The 13,847-nt window shown below is 70.6% G+C and carries 15 protein-coding genes; 7 read left to right on the top strand and 8 right to left on the bottom strand.

The genetic code is table 11. The features are described 5' to 3' along the window. Nucleotides 1-67: 67 nt before the first annotated feature. The 5 genes from HDA40_RS37540 to HDA40_RS37560 all read right to left on the bottom strand — a co-directional run bounded on the left by HDA40_RS37540 (nucleotide 68) and on the right by HDA40_RS37560 (nucleotide 4,439). Entirely contained in the window at nucleotides 68-925 is an 858-nt protein-coding gene (locus tag HDA40_RS37540) for a helix-turn-helix domain-containing protein (protein ID WP_253762676.1), read from the bottom strand. Between the two features lie 103 nt (nucleotides 926-1,028). Continuing rightward, entirely contained in the window at nucleotides 1,029-1,892 is an 864-nt protein-coding gene (locus HDA40_RS37545; protein ID WP_253762677.1) for an endonuclease/exonuclease/phosphatase family protein, read from the bottom strand. A 55-nt stretch (nucleotides 1,893-1,947) separates the two neighbouring features. Then, nucleotides 1,948-3,063, bottom strand: a complete 1,116-nt coding sequence (locus tag HDA40_RS37550) for a family 43 glycosylhydrolase (RefSeq protein WP_253762679.1) — start codon at nucleotides 3,061-3,063, stop codon at nucleotides 1,948-1,950. Nucleotides 3,064-3,126: 63 nt separating this feature from the next. Continuing rightward, nucleotides 3,127-3,645, bottom strand: coding sequence for a GyrI-like domain-containing protein (locus HDA40_RS37555; RefSeq protein ID WP_253762685.1), 519 nt, complete (start codon nucleotides 3,643-3,645; stop codon nucleotides 3,127-3,129). Next, complete coding sequence (locus HDA40_RS37560) at nucleotides 3,642-4,439, bottom strand: MerR family transcriptional regulator (protein ID WP_253762686.1); 798 nt, start codon at nucleotides 4,437-4,439, stop codon at nucleotides 3,642-3,644. Before HDA40_RS37560 ends, HDA40_RS37555 begins: the two co-directional genes overlap by 4 nt. 142 nt (nucleotides 4,440-4,581) lie before the next feature. On the opposite strand from HDA40_RS37560, the gene HDA40_RS37565 reads away from it, so the two are divergent. Beyond that, nucleotides 4,582-4,956, top strand: a complete 375-nt coding sequence (locus tag HDA40_RS37565; RefSeq protein ID WP_253762688.1) for a hypothetical protein — start codon at nucleotides 4,582-4,584, stop codon at nucleotides 4,954-4,956. Nucleotides 4,957-4,961: 5 nt separating this feature from the next. Here the strand turns inward: HDA40_RS37565 and HDA40_RS37570 are convergent, their stop codons facing one another. Beyond that, nucleotides 4,962-5,741 carry a hypothetical protein gene (locus HDA40_RS37570; RefSeq protein WP_253762689.1) on the bottom strand — a complete coding sequence of 260 codons (780 nt, stop codon included), beginning with the start codon at nucleotides 5,739-5,741 and terminating at the stop codon, nucleotides 4,962-4,964. A 94-nt stretch (nucleotides 5,742-5,835) separates the two neighbouring features. Between HDA40_RS37570 and HDA40_RS37575 the strand changes: the two genes are divergently transcribed. Next, nucleotides 5,836-7,062 (top strand): ROK family transcriptional regulator, encoded by a 1,227-nt coding sequence (locus HDA40_RS37575; RefSeq protein ID WP_253762691.1) that lies wholly within the window; start codon nucleotides 5,836-5,838, stop codon nucleotides 7,060-7,062. Here the strand turns inward: HDA40_RS37575 and HDA40_RS37580 are convergent. Continuing rightward, the gene (locus tag HDA40_RS37580; RefSeq protein ID WP_253762693.1) at nucleotides 7,059-7,892 is read right to left on the bottom strand and encodes a PHP domain-containing protein; all 834 of its coding nucleotides are present in this window, start codon (nucleotides 7,890-7,892) and stop codon (nucleotides 7,059-7,061) included. The two genes, HDA40_RS37575 and HDA40_RS37580, sit on opposite strands and share 4 nt — an antisense overlap. Before the next feature lie 97 nt (nucleotides 7,893-7,989). Between HDA40_RS37580 and HDA40_RS37585 the strand changes: the two genes are divergently transcribed. From HDA40_RS37585 to HDA40_RS37605, 5 genes are all read left to right on the top strand, one after another. Then, a complete protein-coding gene (locus tag HDA40_RS37585; protein ID WP_253762694.1) occupies nucleotides 7,990-8,514 on the top strand; it encodes a PadR family transcriptional regulator in 525 nt (174 codons plus the stop codon). Next, nucleotides 8,511-9,191: an ABC transporter ATP-binding protein gene (locus HDA40_RS37590; RefSeq protein WP_253762696.1), complete on the top strand. Its 681-nt coding sequence runs from the start codon at nucleotides 8,511-8,513 to the stop codon at nucleotides 9,189-9,191. The genes HDA40_RS37585 and HDA40_RS37590 overlap by 4 nt, the downstream gene beginning before the upstream one ends. Then, nucleotides 9,188-11,398, top strand: a complete 2,211-nt coding sequence (locus tag HDA40_RS37595; RefSeq protein ID WP_253762698.1) for an ABC transporter permease — start codon at nucleotides 9,188-9,190, stop codon at nucleotides 11,396-11,398. The genes HDA40_RS37590 and HDA40_RS37595 overlap by 4 nt, the downstream gene beginning before the upstream one ends. 115 nt (nucleotides 11,399-11,513) lie before the next feature. Next, nucleotides 11,514-11,819 (top strand): hypothetical protein, encoded by a 306-nt coding sequence (locus HDA40_RS37600; protein WP_253762699.1) that lies wholly within the window; start codon nucleotides 11,514-11,516, stop codon nucleotides 11,817-11,819. 10 nt (nucleotides 11,820-11,829) lie between these two features. Continuing rightward, a complete protein-coding gene (locus tag HDA40_RS37605) occupies nucleotides 11,830-12,942 on the top strand; it encodes a winged helix DNA-binding domain-containing protein (RefSeq protein ID WP_253762701.1) in 1,113 nt (370 codons plus the stop codon). Here the strand turns inward: HDA40_RS37605 and HDA40_RS37610 are convergent. Further along, complete coding sequence (locus HDA40_RS37610; protein ID WP_253762704.1) at nucleotides 12,939-13,703, bottom strand: 2-phosphosulfolactate phosphatase; 765 nt, start codon at nucleotides 13,701-13,703, stop codon at nucleotides 12,939-12,941. The two genes, HDA40_RS37605 and HDA40_RS37610, sit on opposite strands and share 4 nt — an antisense overlap. Nucleotides 13,704-13,847: the final 144 nt, after the last annotated feature.

Raw genomic sequence — 13,847 nt, forward strand, 5'->3', positions numbered from 1 at the left:
CGTTCCGATGTCGGTCATGCGATCCATGGTCGGGCCGGGTGAGCAGCCGTTCGTTGAACTTATGTGCTCACTCGCGCGCCTCGGCCATCGCGTCGGCGTGGAGGAGCCGGCGGATCTCGCCGGGCGTACGCCCGAACTGGCCGCGGACCACCCGGATCAGGTGGGCCTGATCGGCGAAGCCGTACGCGTGGGCCAGCTCGCGCAGGTTCGGCGCACCCTGCTGGATGTCGGCCAGCACCGCGCGTACGCGCAACCGGTTCCGGTACGCCGTCACCGTCATCCCGGTGACCGCCTGGAAGACGCGGCTCAGGTGATGCCGGGAGGCGCCCGCGATCGTGGCGAGTTCGTCGAGCCCGCGCCGGTAGCCGCCGTCGCCCAGCGCCTCCACCGTCCGGTCGACCATGCGGCGGTGGACCTGCCGCGTGCCGAACCGCATCGTGCGCCCGTCGCGGCGGGCCGAGCGCTCCGGCGCGGCGAGGGCGTGGACGAGCAGGTCGACCCGCTCGGCCAGCTCCACCGGGTCGAGACCCCGGCGGCACGCCGCGACCAGGGCACGATGCCGCAGGAAGAGGTCGTCGCTGACCTGCCGCGCGCCCGGCGCGAGATCGAGATAGGGCTCCTCGGCGTACTGGAGGACGGTGGACCGGTCATCGAATCCGGCGGGGTGTGCGACGGTGAGCTGGTCGCCGGGCCGGACGACCACCGCCGACATCGTGTCTACAAAGGATTCCTCGCGGTGGATGCGATGGAGGAAGCCGCCGCCGGACACCAGGATCACCGTGTAGACCCCGACCGGTTCGGTGCCGAAGAATCCGACGTTGCGCATGCGGCACACCACGTCGAACACGTCGACGTCGGCCAGATGGCCCAGGAAGCTCAGGCCGCCCGGACCCTCGACGCCACGCCAGGCATCCGAATCGCCCATGGCGACCATCGTAGGGAGTTCTGGCCGTAACTAGTTCCATGCCGATGGAGTGCAGTGCCGGGCCGGCCGCCGCCATGCGTCCGGCCCGGCGGAACGGCGGCGGCTACGCCACGTCGATGGCGAAGTCGGCCACCACGCCGTTGTGGTCGGAGTTCGTGCCGGTGATGATCCGATAGTCGGTCATCCACATGACCTGGAACGACTCGACGCGCTTCCAGAAGTACACGTAGTCGATGTGCCGCACGTCGTGCGTCGGCGTGGCCTTGACTCCCAGGATGTTGTAGACGGAGCGAAGGTTCGGCAGTTCGTTGGCCTCGAACACCTTCCAGGGGAACTTCGCGTAGCCGACCCTCCGGTCGGCCTCGAAGTCGACGTTCAGGTCGCCGCTGACGATGACCTGGCCCTCGTCCTTCTTCCGCGCGGCCAGCTCCTTGACCTCCTGGAACTGCTGCTCCGCGCACTGCGTCCGGGGCAGGTCGGTCGGGTGGCCGTTGTCCTCGATGCTGGCGTTGGCGTGGAAGTTGATGTGGAAGACGACCCGGCCGCTGGCCTTGTGCTGGTACTTGACCCAGTTGTTGTACCGGGCCGGGGGCACCTCGCCGGGTCCGTTGGTGTCGCAGACGAAGTTCGAGCCCTTGTCGAGCACGTCGAACATGCTCTTCTTGGCCAGCAGCGCTTCGGCGGAGGCGTTGTAGGGGGTGGGGGAGTAGAACCACCAGCCGTTGTCGGCGGCCCAGGTCTGGAGGAAGTCACGGCGGTTGGCGACCTCGTTGAGGCCGACCAGGTCCGCCTTCGAGGTGATCAGCCGCAGATCCTCGGCGAACTGCGCCTGGGTCAGCTCGTTGAGGATGTTCAGCGTGCCCGCCTGGAAGGTGACGTTCACGGCGGCGGCGGGGGTGGCCGGCAGGAGCCCCGCGAGGGTCGCCACCACGGCGACCAGGGCGGTGCTCAGGCTTCTCCGGGGCATGGAAACGGTCCCTTTCACGAAAGCGGATCAGGAAAGCGGATACGGCGGATGTGCTTCAGGAGAGCTGGACCTTGAAGTCCGCGCCGGCGCCGGATCCGGTGATGATCAGGCGGCCGGTGCGGCTCTTGCGCCCACTGCTGTCGTCGGCCAGGTAGTTCCAGGTCACCCAGGGCCGGTCGTCGCGAGCGAGGTACACGTCCATGGCGCCCGGTCCGCGCTTGTCGCCGGGCAGCCCGTACTTGCGCATGTCGTCGGGCAGATGCACCGCCGGGCCGGAATAGGAGAACCAGGCGCGGTTGGGCCCCGGCATCGGCGTGCACAGGCCGTCGTCGATCTTCGCGCCGCAGAAGGCGATGCCGGTCGAGTAATAGTTCTCCGCCCAGGCGTTGCCGGAGTAGAACAGGTACCACGACCCGTCGTGGTAGAAGGCGCTCGGGTTCTCGATGACGGTCACCCCGCCGGTGTCGCGCCACTTGGCCCAGGCCAGGCTGTCGCTGCGCAGGATCACCACCGGGTCGCCGTTGCGGTCCACGGTGCCGTCGGTGTTGAAGGTCAGCATCATGACCGACAGCGCCGATTCCAAGCCCTCGGCCCGCTGCCCGTCGCGCCAGGTCAGCCAGATCGCGCCGGCGGGGCCGGCGGTGACGTCGGCGTCCAGCGCCCAGCGGTCGCCTTTGTCCGGGCAGACGATCGGAGTGGGCTCCGGGGTGAACGGGCCGCCCGCGTTCCGCGACCGGGCGACGCCGACGCACTTGCGGCCGTTGTCGTCACGGTGGGTCGCCGTATAGACCAGGTAGTACCGGCCCACGCCGTCCTTGACGTGGTACCAGGCGCCGGGCGTCCAGATGCCGGAGCCGTCCTCCACCCACGCCCCGCCGCCGTCCGGCATCGCGTCGCCGGCGATCACCGGCGAGGTGCCGACCACGTCACCCGAGCCGGAGATCGCATAGGGGACCTTGCGGCCGTGGGCGCTGGCGCCGTAGGTGATGTATTGATCGGACCCGTCATGCAGGGCGATCGTGTCGGCCCCGGGGAACGGGAAGTCCTGCGACTCGTCCGCCGCGTCCGGCACGGTCGCCGTCTCGGCGGCCGCGCTCGCGCCGGCTCCGCCCACCGCGGCGGCCAGGGCGATCGTGAGCGCCATCACGACGGCACGCTGGCTGATCCTCATGATTCGATCTGAACATCTCGATATCCAAATCGGATACATTTCGTCTACAGGCGCGGGGCCAGGCTATGCGCGGCGGACCGGGTACCGCAGGATCGTCTTGAGCCGCTCGGGCTTGGTTCGGCGCGGATCGGACAGGTAGATCTCATGGTGCTCGCCGTCGATCGCGTACCCCTGCTCGGTGATGAAGGCGTGCAGGACGTCGAGCGTCTCCGGCTCGGTCGCGTACGGGCCGACGTGCAGCGCCTGCGCGCTCAGTCCCTCGGCGAACCGCTCGCGCCGCACGCCTCCGGCCAGCGGCACTTCGAGCTCGGCGGCCTCGGCGGGCAGGCCGATCATCATCGTCCAGGTCCAGCGCGACCGGTCGCCGCCGACGGCGAAGTCCGCGAGGTCGTCGGACCACCAGCGGCCCTCCAGCGGCGCGACCTTGCGGTCGACGCCGGCCCGCTTCAGGGCGAAGCGCAGCGCGTACGCGGGCTTGTAGAGCGCGGCGACCGCTTCGGCGTAGACCGGCCCGTCCGGGTCGCCGCGGCCGTCGACCATCAGGAACTCCTGCTCGGCGAGGTCGACCAACTCGGGTTTCACGGGCGTACCTCCAGGATCACGCGGGTCAGCAGGTCGGCGGGCTCGGCCTCGCCGGGCCCCACCAGGTAGGTCTCGCGCGCCGGGCCCACGGGGGTCAGTCCCCGCTCGTGGATCCAGGCGAACAAGGTGTGGTACGCCAGGGGCAACTCGGCATACGGTCCATGATGGACGGTGCTGACGACGTCGGCGGCCGGCAGGTCCACCGTCTCCAGCGTGGTGATCGCGTCCGTCTCGGCGGCGGCCGCGACCGCCATGCCATCGGCCGCGCCGTCCGGGAGGTCCAGCGGATACAGGCCCCACAACGGCGGGGTCCAGGGCTGACCGGCGAGCGTCGCGAGCAACCGTCCGACGCATTCGCCGTACGCCGCCCCGATGCGCCCGGGATCGGCGGTCGCCCGGACGACGGCGAACCGTCTCGCCGGCTCCGTTGTGCGTACCACTTCGTGATCGGGGTGACCGGACGCGAGCCGATCGAGCAGCGCGAGCCGGGCCCGATCGCGGTCGATGCGCTCGGCGAGCCGGTCGCGTTCGGCGGTCAGCAACCGCCCGCGGTCCGGTTCGGGCGTGGCCAGGACCGCCGTGATGACCGCGAGCGGCAGGTCGATCTCGCGCAGCAGCGCGACGGTGAGCGCGTCGCGGGCCTGAGCCGGCACGTAGTAGCGGTAGCCGGTGGCCGGGTCGACGCGGGCGGGCCGCAGCAGCCCCGCCTCGTCGTAGTGGCGCAGCTGCTTCACGCTCAGCCGGCAGAGCCGGGCGAACCGGCCGATGGTCATCTCGTCCTGCACGGTTCCCATGCTGGACCCTCCCATCGTGGGAGAGTCCAGGTCACGGGACGCCGTTAAGGATTTTCACTAGATCGTTACAGGGTGACAAGACATTACAGAGACGGTTATGGTGATCGACATCCTGGGAGGCATCCACAAAGGAGGTACCACCATGCGCAGGATCGCAGGTGTCGCGGCCGCCGCCGCGCTGGCCGCCGCCGGACTGGTCGGCCCGGCCGCCTCGGCGCAGGCCGCGGACTCGTGCACGCTCGAACTCTCCAAGTACATCTACAACGGCGCCAACATGGTCATGTGGTCGCAGGGCCTGTCCGGTTGCGCGGGCAACGTGTACTGGGAGGTCCAGTCGCAGTGCAACGGCCAGTGGATCGTCTGGTCGAGCGACACGACGTACTACGACAACCAGACGGCGACCTACTACGGCGACGTCGACTACCCCAACTACATGCGCGTGTACGCCAAGTACGGCACGCAGGAGAAGTACACCCAGCCGGCGCAGAACAACAACGGCGGCGGTGACTGTCTCTAGCTGTTTCAGCTAGCCGATCCGGGCGCGGACGCACCCCGCGCCCGGATCTCGAGCAGCTCGTCGATCGCCGCGCCGATCACCGGGTCGACCTCGAATCGCGCCCGCAGCCAGCCGAGCGTGACCTCGGCCGCCTCGAAGGTGCGCCCGTAGCCGGGGACCATCCCGGCCAGCGGCAGCTCCGCCGGTGCGTACGCTCGCTCCACCCGGCGACTCGGATCGAAGACGTCACGCTGATACGCCCGCGGATCGGTGAGCCGAGCCAGCGCGATCACGCGGTCGACGGCGTACGACTGCACGAACCGAGCCGCCGTCAGAGTCTCACCGCGCAGCTCCCGATGCAGCCCGACGTAGAGGTTGGTCAGCGCCTCGTTGAGGTGGAACTCCACGGTGCTGTTCTCCGGAGTCGGCTGGGCGCCCCGCTCGGCCAGGTTCTCGGGCGCATCCGGGCGGGCCCAGATCACCCGTGCGCCGGTGAACGGCAGCTGCTCCAGTTCCGTGAGGGTGAAGATGGCGTACTCGCAGAAGACGCCGTCGGCGTACAGCGCCTTGCGCCCGTTGCGATCGTTGACGAAGCTGTACGCCACCGGCGCGGGAGCGGCCAGCCAGCCGATGTCGTCGAGATACCGCTGTTTGGCGGCGAGGTCGTCCACGACGACGAAGAAGTCCAGATCGGAGTGTTCGTCGAAGCGGTCCTGCTCCACCCCAGCCGAACCGAGCCCGAGGACCCCGAGCACATCACCCCGGGTCGCCAGGTGAGCCGCCAGATCGTCCAAGCGTCGCAACATCGACGCCCCCTTTCGTGGGAGTCGACGTTTCAGCCCGCACAGTCCTTGATGCCCGCCGGGGTCGCGACGCACGCATTGTAAGGTGGGTTCGCCGATGCTGACCAGCCCGACCGCACCCGGAGCCGAGGCCGCCTCCGACGAGGGACCTCGGCGGAATCTGGGCGCGCTGCTGCGGCGGCTGCATCTGGCCGGTCCGATGTCCCGGGCCGAGCTGGCCGAGGAGATGAACCTCAACCGCAGCACCATCATGGCCCTGACGACCCGGCTGAGCGCCGCCGGTCTCGTGCGCGAACGGCAACCCGGCGGGCTCGGCCGCTCCGGCCGCCCCTCGCTGGTCGTCACGCCCGCCGCCGATCGCGCGTACGTGCTGGCCTTCGACGTCGCGGTGGACCGGCTGACCGCCGCCCGGGTGTCGCTCGGCGGGCAGGTGCAGGACCGGCGGATCGCCACCCGGTCGCGTTCCGGGCCCGACCTGGACGCCGTGGTGGGCGTACTCGCCGAGTTCGGGCGGGACCTGCACCGCGCGGCCCGGCCCGGCGCGGTCTGCGTCGGAGTCGGCGCGTCCTACTGCGGGATGATCCGGCCAGGCGACGGCACCGTCCGGTACGGGCCCTACCTGGGCTGGGTGGACCAGGCCTTCGGCACCGAACTACGCGACCAGCTCGGGCTGGGGCTGCCGGTCCGGGTCGGCAACGAGGCGCACCTTGGGGCGTGGGCCGAATATCTGCGGGGCGCCGGCGTCGGCGTACGCAATCTGATCTATCTGCACGGCGACGTGGGTGTGGGCGGCGGTATCATCGTCGGCGGCGAGGCGCTCGACGGCGAGAGCGGCTACGGCAGCGAACTCGGCCACATGGTGGTCAACCCGCACGACGGCCGGCCGTGCTCCTGTGGCGCCCGCGGCTGCCTGGAAGCGGAGGTGGGGGAGCGGGCGCTGCTCGACGAGGCCGGCCTGCCCGCCGACGTCATCGGCCGCGAAGCCGTCCGTGACGTGGTCGAGGCGGCGCTGCGGGGCGACCCGGCGTCGCGGCGGGCGGTCGACCACGTCGGCGACTGGCTCGGCATCGGGGTCGCGAACCTGATCAACCTGTTCAACCCGGGGATGCTCGTCTTCGGCGGGATCATGCGCGACGTCTACCTGGGCGCCCGCGAACGGGTGGACCGCCGCATCGCCGCCCACGTCCTGCCGGTCTCCCGGCATCGCGTACGCCTGGAGGTGGCCGCGCTCGGCGACGACACCACCTTGGCCGGGGCGGCCGAACTCGGATTCGCCGATCTGCTGGCCAACCCCCTCGGAGTCATGGCTTCACTGGACGCCTAACGGACCCAGAACTCGTAGGGGTGGTGTCCGGGGCGGAAGCCCTGCGCCTCGACCATCGCGGCCGCCTCGGCGAACTGGAAGGCCAGCCCGGTCGGCTGATGGGCGTCGCTGCCGAAGCCGACCGCCTGCCCGCCCTCGTCGTACCACCAACGGACGATCTCGGGATTCCTCGGCCCCCGGGTGTTGACCTCCAGCACCCGGCCGCTGTCGGCCAGCGTACGCAGGGCGTGCCGGAACTCGTCCTCGAAGGCGTACGGGTCGAAGGGCTCGGCGTCGGCCGGCCAGTAGCGGACGGCGTAATCGATGTGAGCCAGTACGCCGAACTCGGCGGCCGTCGTGATCATCGACGGCAACTCGGCCAGATAGTCCCGCAGGACGTCGCCGGGCGGGCGTTGCCGGAAGTGAAAGGGCGGCTCGGAAGCCTTGTCAGCCCAGGGAATCGTGTGCAGTGAGCCGAGGATCCGCTCGAATTCGCCGACGGCCAGCAGCCGCGCAACCTGGTCCCGGTGCCGATGCGGCTCGCCCAGCTCGACGCCGCTGATGATTCGCAGGTCGGGAAACCGGTGCCGGCAGCGGTCAAGGCTTTCGAGGTAGCCCAGCGCGTCGAAGACGGGCGGGACGACCCGGTCGTCGGCGTCGAGGAGCTTCTTGAGGTGGGGGAACGGATCCAGCTCGGCTGGCTCGACCGTCCACTTCGTGTGGTCGACGTGCTCCGTGAACGCGATCGCCGGCAGCCCGAGCGCCACCGCCTGCGCGCAGGTCTCCTCCATCGCGCCGTGGGGCGCGTCCCACGACCATTCGCTGTGCACGTGCCCGTCGGTCGGCAGCATTGCGCCATTCTGCCCCGCCCCCGCCCCCGCGCGCCCGTGGTCGTGTCGCCAACGGGGTTGTCCGCCGGGTGTATACGCCGGGTGTATAGTCCTCGGCATGACGGTGCCTCTGACCCTCCTCGGCTTGCTCGAACGCGAACCGAGTCACGGATACGAGCTGAAGCGGGACTACGACGCCTACTTCGGGCGCGGGCGGCCGCTGCCGTTCGGCCAGGTGTACGCCACCCTCAGCCGGCTGGCCCGGGACGGCAAGGTCGTCATCAGCGACGTCGGCAAGGGCGACGGCCCGGACCGCAAGCGCTACATCATCACCGACGTCGGCGCGACCGAGGTCGACGCCTGGCTGACCGAGCCCGTCGAGCCCGAGCCGCACCTGCAGACCATTCTCTTCTCGAAGGTGGTGCTGGCGCTCATGCTCGGCCGGCCCGCCGAGGAGTACCTCGACACCCAGCGGCGCGCCCACATGCAGCGGATGCGCGAGCTCACCGAGATCCGGCGCAGCGGCGGCATGGTGGACGCCCTGCTCGCCGACCACGGCCTGTTCCACCTCGAAGCCGACCTGCGCTGGATCGACCTGACCGCCGCCCGGCTCGACACGCTGGCGAAGGAGATCCGCCGATGACCGCCCTGATCGAGGCCCGCGACGTCACGCTGTCCTTCGGCGAGACCCCGGCCCTGCGCGGCGCGTCCTTCCGGGCCGAGGCCGGCGAGATCGTCGCGGTCATGGGACCGAGCGGCTCCGGCAAGAGCACCCTGCTGCACTGCCTCGCAGGCATCCTCGTGCCCGACTCCGGCGAGGTGACCTTCACCGGGGACCGGATCGACCAGATGTCCGAGACCCGCCGCAGCGCGCTGCGGCGCGACCGGTTCGGCTTCGTCTTCCAGTTCGGCCAGCTGGTGCCCGAGTTGACCGCCCAGGAGAACGTCGCGCTGCCGCTGCTGCTGGGGGGCGTACGCCGGGCGGCGGCGATGGAACGTGCCCGCGTCTGGTTCGAGCGACTCGGTCTGTCCGGAATGGAGGGTCGCCGGTCGGGTGAGCTGTCGGGCGGGCAGGCACAGCGGGTCGCGCTTGGCCGAGCCTTGGTCGCCGAACCCGAGGTGCTGTTCGCCGACGAGCCGACCGGCGCTCTGGACTCGCTGACCGGCGAGCAGGTCATGGAGTTGCTCGTCGGCTCGGCCAGGGAACAGGGCACCACCGTCGTCCTGGTCACGCATGAGCCCCGCGTCGCCGCGTACGCCGACCGCGAGGTCATCGTCCGGGACGGCCGTGTCGCGATGACCGAAGGCGTCGCGTCGTGATCCGGCTCGGTCTGCGCTTCGCCGTCGCCGGCGGCCGGGAAGCCGTGGTCCGGCTGATCACGATCGCCGCCGCCGTCGCGCTCGGGGTCGGCCTCGTGCTGGCCACGCTCGCCGCGATGAACGCCGTCCATTCGCTCAACCACCGGTACGCGTGGATGAACACCGGCCTCGCCCCGGCGACCGCCATCGACGCCGTGCACGCCGACCCGTTGTGGTGGGCCCCGCGCGAAGACTTCTACGACGCGGACTCCATCGCGCGGGTCGACGTCGCGGCGACCGGCCCCGACTCGCCGATCCCGCCGGGCCTGACCCGGCTGCCCACCGCCGGGGAGTACTTCGTCTCCCCGAAGATGCACGACCTGCTCGCCAAAGCGCCGTCCGAGCTGCTCGGCGAGCGGTTCCCCGGCCACGAGGCCGGCATCATCGGCGACGCCGCGCTGCCGTCGCCCACCTCGCTCGTGATCATCATCGGGCATGATCCGGCCGAGGCCGCCAAGCTGCCGAACGCCCAGCAGGTCACCAGCATCTTCGGCACCTCGCCGGAGGACTGCGCCAGCTGCATCGTCGGCTATCGGTCGGCCGGATTCGACCTCATCCTCGGCGTCGTCGCCGGAGCGCTGCTGTTCCCCGTGCTCATCTTCATCGGCACCGCGACCCGGCTCACCGCAGCCCGTCGGGAACAGCGGTACGCGGCCATGCGGCTGATCGGCGCGACGAGCGGGCAGATCTCGAAGATGGCGGTCGTCGAGGCCGCTGTCGCCGCCGCCATCGGCACGCTCGTCGGCTTCGGCGTCTTCCTCGTCCTGCGAAGGCCGTTGGCGGCGATCCCCTTCACCGGCGCCCCATTCTTTCCGGAGGACATGTCCCTGACGGTCGCCAACGTGTTGTGGGTGGCGGCGGGCGTACCGGCGGCGGCGCTCGTCGTGGCCTGGCTGTCGCTGCGTCGCGTACGCGTCTCGCCGTTGGGTGTGACGCGGCGGGTCACCCCGAAGCCGCCGCGGGCGTACCGGCTTATCCCGCTCGTGGCCGGCCTGGCCTGGCTCTACTACCTGAACGGCCACCGGCCCGACACCAGCATCAAGCAGGTCGCCGTGTTCCTGCCCGGCTTCCTCGTGGTCATGTCCGGACTGGTGCTCGCCGGACCCTGGCTGACCATGGTCGGCTCCCGGCTGCTGGCCCGTCGGGCGCAGCGACCGGCCACCCTGATCGCCGCCCGGCGGCTGTCGGACAATCCGCAAGCCGGCTTCCGGGCGGTCAGCGGACTTGTCCTCGCGATGTTCGTGACCAGCGTGGCGGTCGGTGCCATCGGCACTATCAAGGAGGACCGCGACGCGCTCGTGTACGGCTTCGAGAACGGCTACGTGCGGCAGCTGTTCTGGCCGGGACCCGGGCCCACCGGTACGCCGGCGGTGACTGATCAGCTCAAGACGATCGCCGGGGTGAGCGACGTGTTCTTCCTGCGCTCCAACCCCGGCTTCGGCCCGGATCAGCCCGGCAAGTATGGCGACCAGCCGTACGTGATCGCCTGCGCCGACCTGGCCCGTCATCCTGAACTGGGCAGCTGTCCCGCCGGCGCCGAAGCGGTAGCGATATCCGACTTCGGAATTCCGAAGGGCATGCCGGTGCCGCCCTGGCCGGCGGCGGCGATCACCGCCGAGGAACTGGAGCGGCTGCCGATCGCCTCGATCCAGGTCGCCAACGACGGCTCCATCGGCGCGGTCGAACGGAGCCGGACGCTGCTCGAAGCCGCGTTCACCGGTGTGCACCGCCCGATCGCCGATCGCGACTACACCAAGGACACGACGAACATGTTCACCGGCTGGGTGCAGCTGGCCAACGTGATCATCCTGGCCAGCCTGCCGATCGCCGGATGCAGCCTGGCCGCCAGCGTCGCCGGTGGCCTCAGCGACCGCAAGCGGCCCTTCAGCCTGCTGCGGCTGACCGGCGTCTCGCTGCGCACGCTTCGGCGGGTCGTGCTGCTGGAGAGCGTCCTGCCGATGATGGTGGTGGCTGTCGTGGCCATCGGCGTGGGGTTGCTGTCGGCCCAGCTGTTCCTGCGGGCGCAGATGCACACGACGCTCGTGCCGCCGGGCTGGGACTACTACGCCATGGTCGCGGTCGGCCTGGTCCTGTCGCTCGCGGTCATCGGCGGCACCCTGCCGTTGCTGCGCCGGATGACCGGCCCGGAGGTCGCACGCAACGAGTGACACGCTGCTCACGGGCCAAAAGCGAGCCACGGGTACGCCGTGGGATTCGAACAAATGTTCCCGACACGCGGGACCAGCTCTTGACGGTGTCGTACCTGTGTTCGATAGTCGTCGGGTGGACACGGAACGGGAATCGACCCCCTGGTCCGACGGCACCCGACGGGTGCGCCGCTGGATCGGCCGGGGCAAGCTGTCTGATGAGAAGATGACGATCACGCTGGGCGTCCTGCCCGACGGCCGCTGGTTCGTCGGCTCGGCCCAGGCGAGCTGGACCATGTGGCAGCCGTTCGACCGGGAGCAGGACGCGGTCGCCGTGGCCGAGCGTCTCGCGGCCGGCATGCGCGAAGCGCCGGTGCACCGCGAGCCGGCGGTGTATCGCTCGGTGGCGGCCGTCCCCGATTTGGTCGGAGTCGCAGCCTAGGCTGGACCGGGTGATCATCACCTGGGACCGAGCATTCGCCTGGCGCATGCGCCGTCACCTGCTCGACCGTCCGGCTCGCGGCACCTCCGCCGTCGACGTCGCGCATCGGCTCTGTGGCGTGCAGGCCCAGGTGGCCTCCAGCGCCGAGCAGGCGATCGCGGCCCGGCAGGCCACCGCGCCGGCCGGCCAGGTCGCCCAGGCGCTGCGGGACCGCAAGCTGGTGAAGACCTGGGCGATGCGGGGCACGCTGCACCTGCTGACCCCAGCCGACACTCCGGCCTTGCTGGCTCTGATGGCCGCGACCAAGACCTGGGAGAAACCGGTCTGGCAGCGCAACTTCGTTACCGCGGCCCAACTGGCCGCGATCACCGAGGCCGCCTGGACCGCCCTGGACGGCGCCGCCCTGACCCGGGAGCAGCTCAGCCAGGCCGTCCTCGAGCGCAGCTCCGACCCCTCGCTCGCCGAGCATTTGGCATCCGGCTGGGGCGCGGTGCTCAAACCGCTGGCGTACCAGGGATTGCTCGTCTACGGGCCGAGCGACGGCAGCCGGGTCACCTTCACCCGGCCCGACACCTACCTCGACGGCTGGCCCGGCCTGCCCGACACGGCTGAGGCTGCGCGCGTGGCCATCCCGGCCTACCTGGGTGCGTACGGTCCGGCCGCGCCCGAGGCATTCAATCAGTGGATCGCGCGCGGTGTGCTGCGCAAGACCGACCTCAAGAAGTGGTACGCCGACCTCACGGCCGACGGCGTGATCGCCGCGGTCGAAGTCGACGGGACTCCGGCGTACGCGGTGGCCGACCAGGTCGACGCGATCGCCTCGGCGAAGCCGTTCGATGAAGTACGCCTCCTGCCTGCTTTCGACCAATACGTGCTCGGCCCCGGTACGCAGGACGAGCGGCTGATCGGACCCGGGCGGCGAGCCGAGGTCAGCAAGGCGGCCGGATGGATCTCACCCGTGGTGATCCACCGGGGCCGGGTGGCCGGAGTGTGGGACACCGACGGCGACACCGTGTCGGTGCGGCTGTTCCAGGAACGGTCGGCGGTTCCGAGGAAGCAGATCGAGGCTGAGGCGGCCCGGATCGCCGGTGGCACACCGAAGGTGGAGATCGCCGTCGGTTAGACCGGGACCGGGCGGAAGCTGTCGCCGTCCAGCACCGGAACCACGGTGCTACTGTCTACTTCGGACGCGATCTCGACGTCCTCCGGATAGCCGTAGCCGGCCAGCTCGATGCCGCTGGCACAGGCGTACAACGCGTCTCGCAGGTGGGGGGAGACATGGCGGTACGCCGCCGCCGCCAACTCGGCCTCGGGCGACAGACCGCCAAGCCCCTCGTCGAGCAGACCCTGAAGGAACGCGCCCGCGCCCCACAGATCTTCGATCGCCGGGCGCAGCGAGTCGTCGATCTTCCACCGTTCGCCGGCCGGGACGACCGCGACGGCCGCGCCGCTGGGCAGCGTACGGGCGGTCCACGCGGCGGCGGCGCGAGCGTTGCGCAGCGATACGCCGATGACGGTCGCGCCGGTCTCGGCCAGCCGCCGCGCGACGGTGGAGCCGTTGGGCGACGGCAGGACGAGCCGGGTGACACCGTGCGCGGCGCGGATCGTCGACGGCGACAGGCTGACCGGCTGCGCCGGGCCGACCTCGGACCGGCCGACGGCCAGCGTCGCGTTCTTCTCGGCGGCGAACGCGGCGGCCCGCTCGTCGCGCCAGCGGTAGGGGAAGACCTCGATGCCCTGGTCGGCCGCGACGGTGAGCGTGGTGGTGAAGGAGAGCACATCGACCACGGCCACCACGGCGGTGCCGGGACCGACCTCGTCCGCGCCGATCGGACCCCAGTCGCAGCGCACCGCGTACGGGGTCTGCGCGTATGGACTGATCACCGCGGAAGCCTACGACACCGGCCGCTCATCCCGGATCGCGCAGCCAGTTCCCCGCCGTCTCGTTCTCCATGGAGACGGCCCCTCGTTCGCCCGGTGCCGACGCCGCCTCGTCTTCTCAGGGGAGAAGCGGCAGAATGGGCGGCG

Origin of the sequence: Hamadaea flava, assembly GCF_024172085.1 — a bacterium.
Taxonomy (GTDB): Bacteria; Actinomycetota; Actinomycetes; order Mycobacteriales; family Micromonosporaceae; genus Hamadaea; species Hamadaea flava.

Bases quoted from the DNA above. Each gene is read 5' to 3' on its own strand.
- HDA40_RS37580 (WP_253762693.1), bottom strand. From the start codon at position 7,892: ATGCTGCCGACCGACGGGCACGTGCACAGCGAATGGTCGTGGGACGCG.
- HDA40_RS37550 (WP_253762679.1), bottom strand. From the start codon at position 3,063: ATGAGGATCAGCCAGCGTGCCGTCGTGATGGCGCTCACGATCGCCCTG.
- HDA40_RS37545 (WP_253762677.1), bottom strand. From the start codon at position 1,892: ATGCCCCGGAGAAGCCTGAGCACCGCCCTGGTCGCCGTGGTGGCGACC.
- HDA40_RS37560 (WP_253762686.1), bottom strand. From the start codon at position 4,439: ATGGGAACCGTGCAGGACGAGATGACCATCGGCCGGTTCGCCCGGCTC.
- HDA40_RS37585 (WP_253762694.1), top strand. From the start codon at position 7,990: ATGACGGTGCCTCTGACCCTCCTCGGCTTGCTCGAACGCGAACCGAGT.
- HDA40_RS37590 (WP_253762696.1), top strand. From the start codon at position 8,511: ATGACCGCCCTGATCGAGGCCCGCGACGTCACGCTGTCCTTCGGCGAG.
- HDA40_RS37540 (WP_253762676.1), bottom strand. From the start codon at position 925: ATGGGCGATTCGGATGCCTGGCGTGGCGTCGAGGGTCCGGGCGGCCTG.
- HDA40_RS37575 (WP_253762691.1), top strand. From the start codon at position 5,836: ATGCTGACCAGCCCGACCGCACCCGGAGCCGAGGCCGCCTCCGACGAG.
- HDA40_RS37565 (WP_253762688.1), top strand. From the start codon at position 4,582: ATGCGCAGGATCGCAGGTGTCGCGGCCGCCGCCGCGCTGGCCGCCGCC.
- HDA40_RS37570 (WP_253762689.1), bottom strand. From the start codon at position 5,741: ATGTTGCGACGCTTGGACGATCTGGCGGCTCACCTGGCGACCCGGGGT.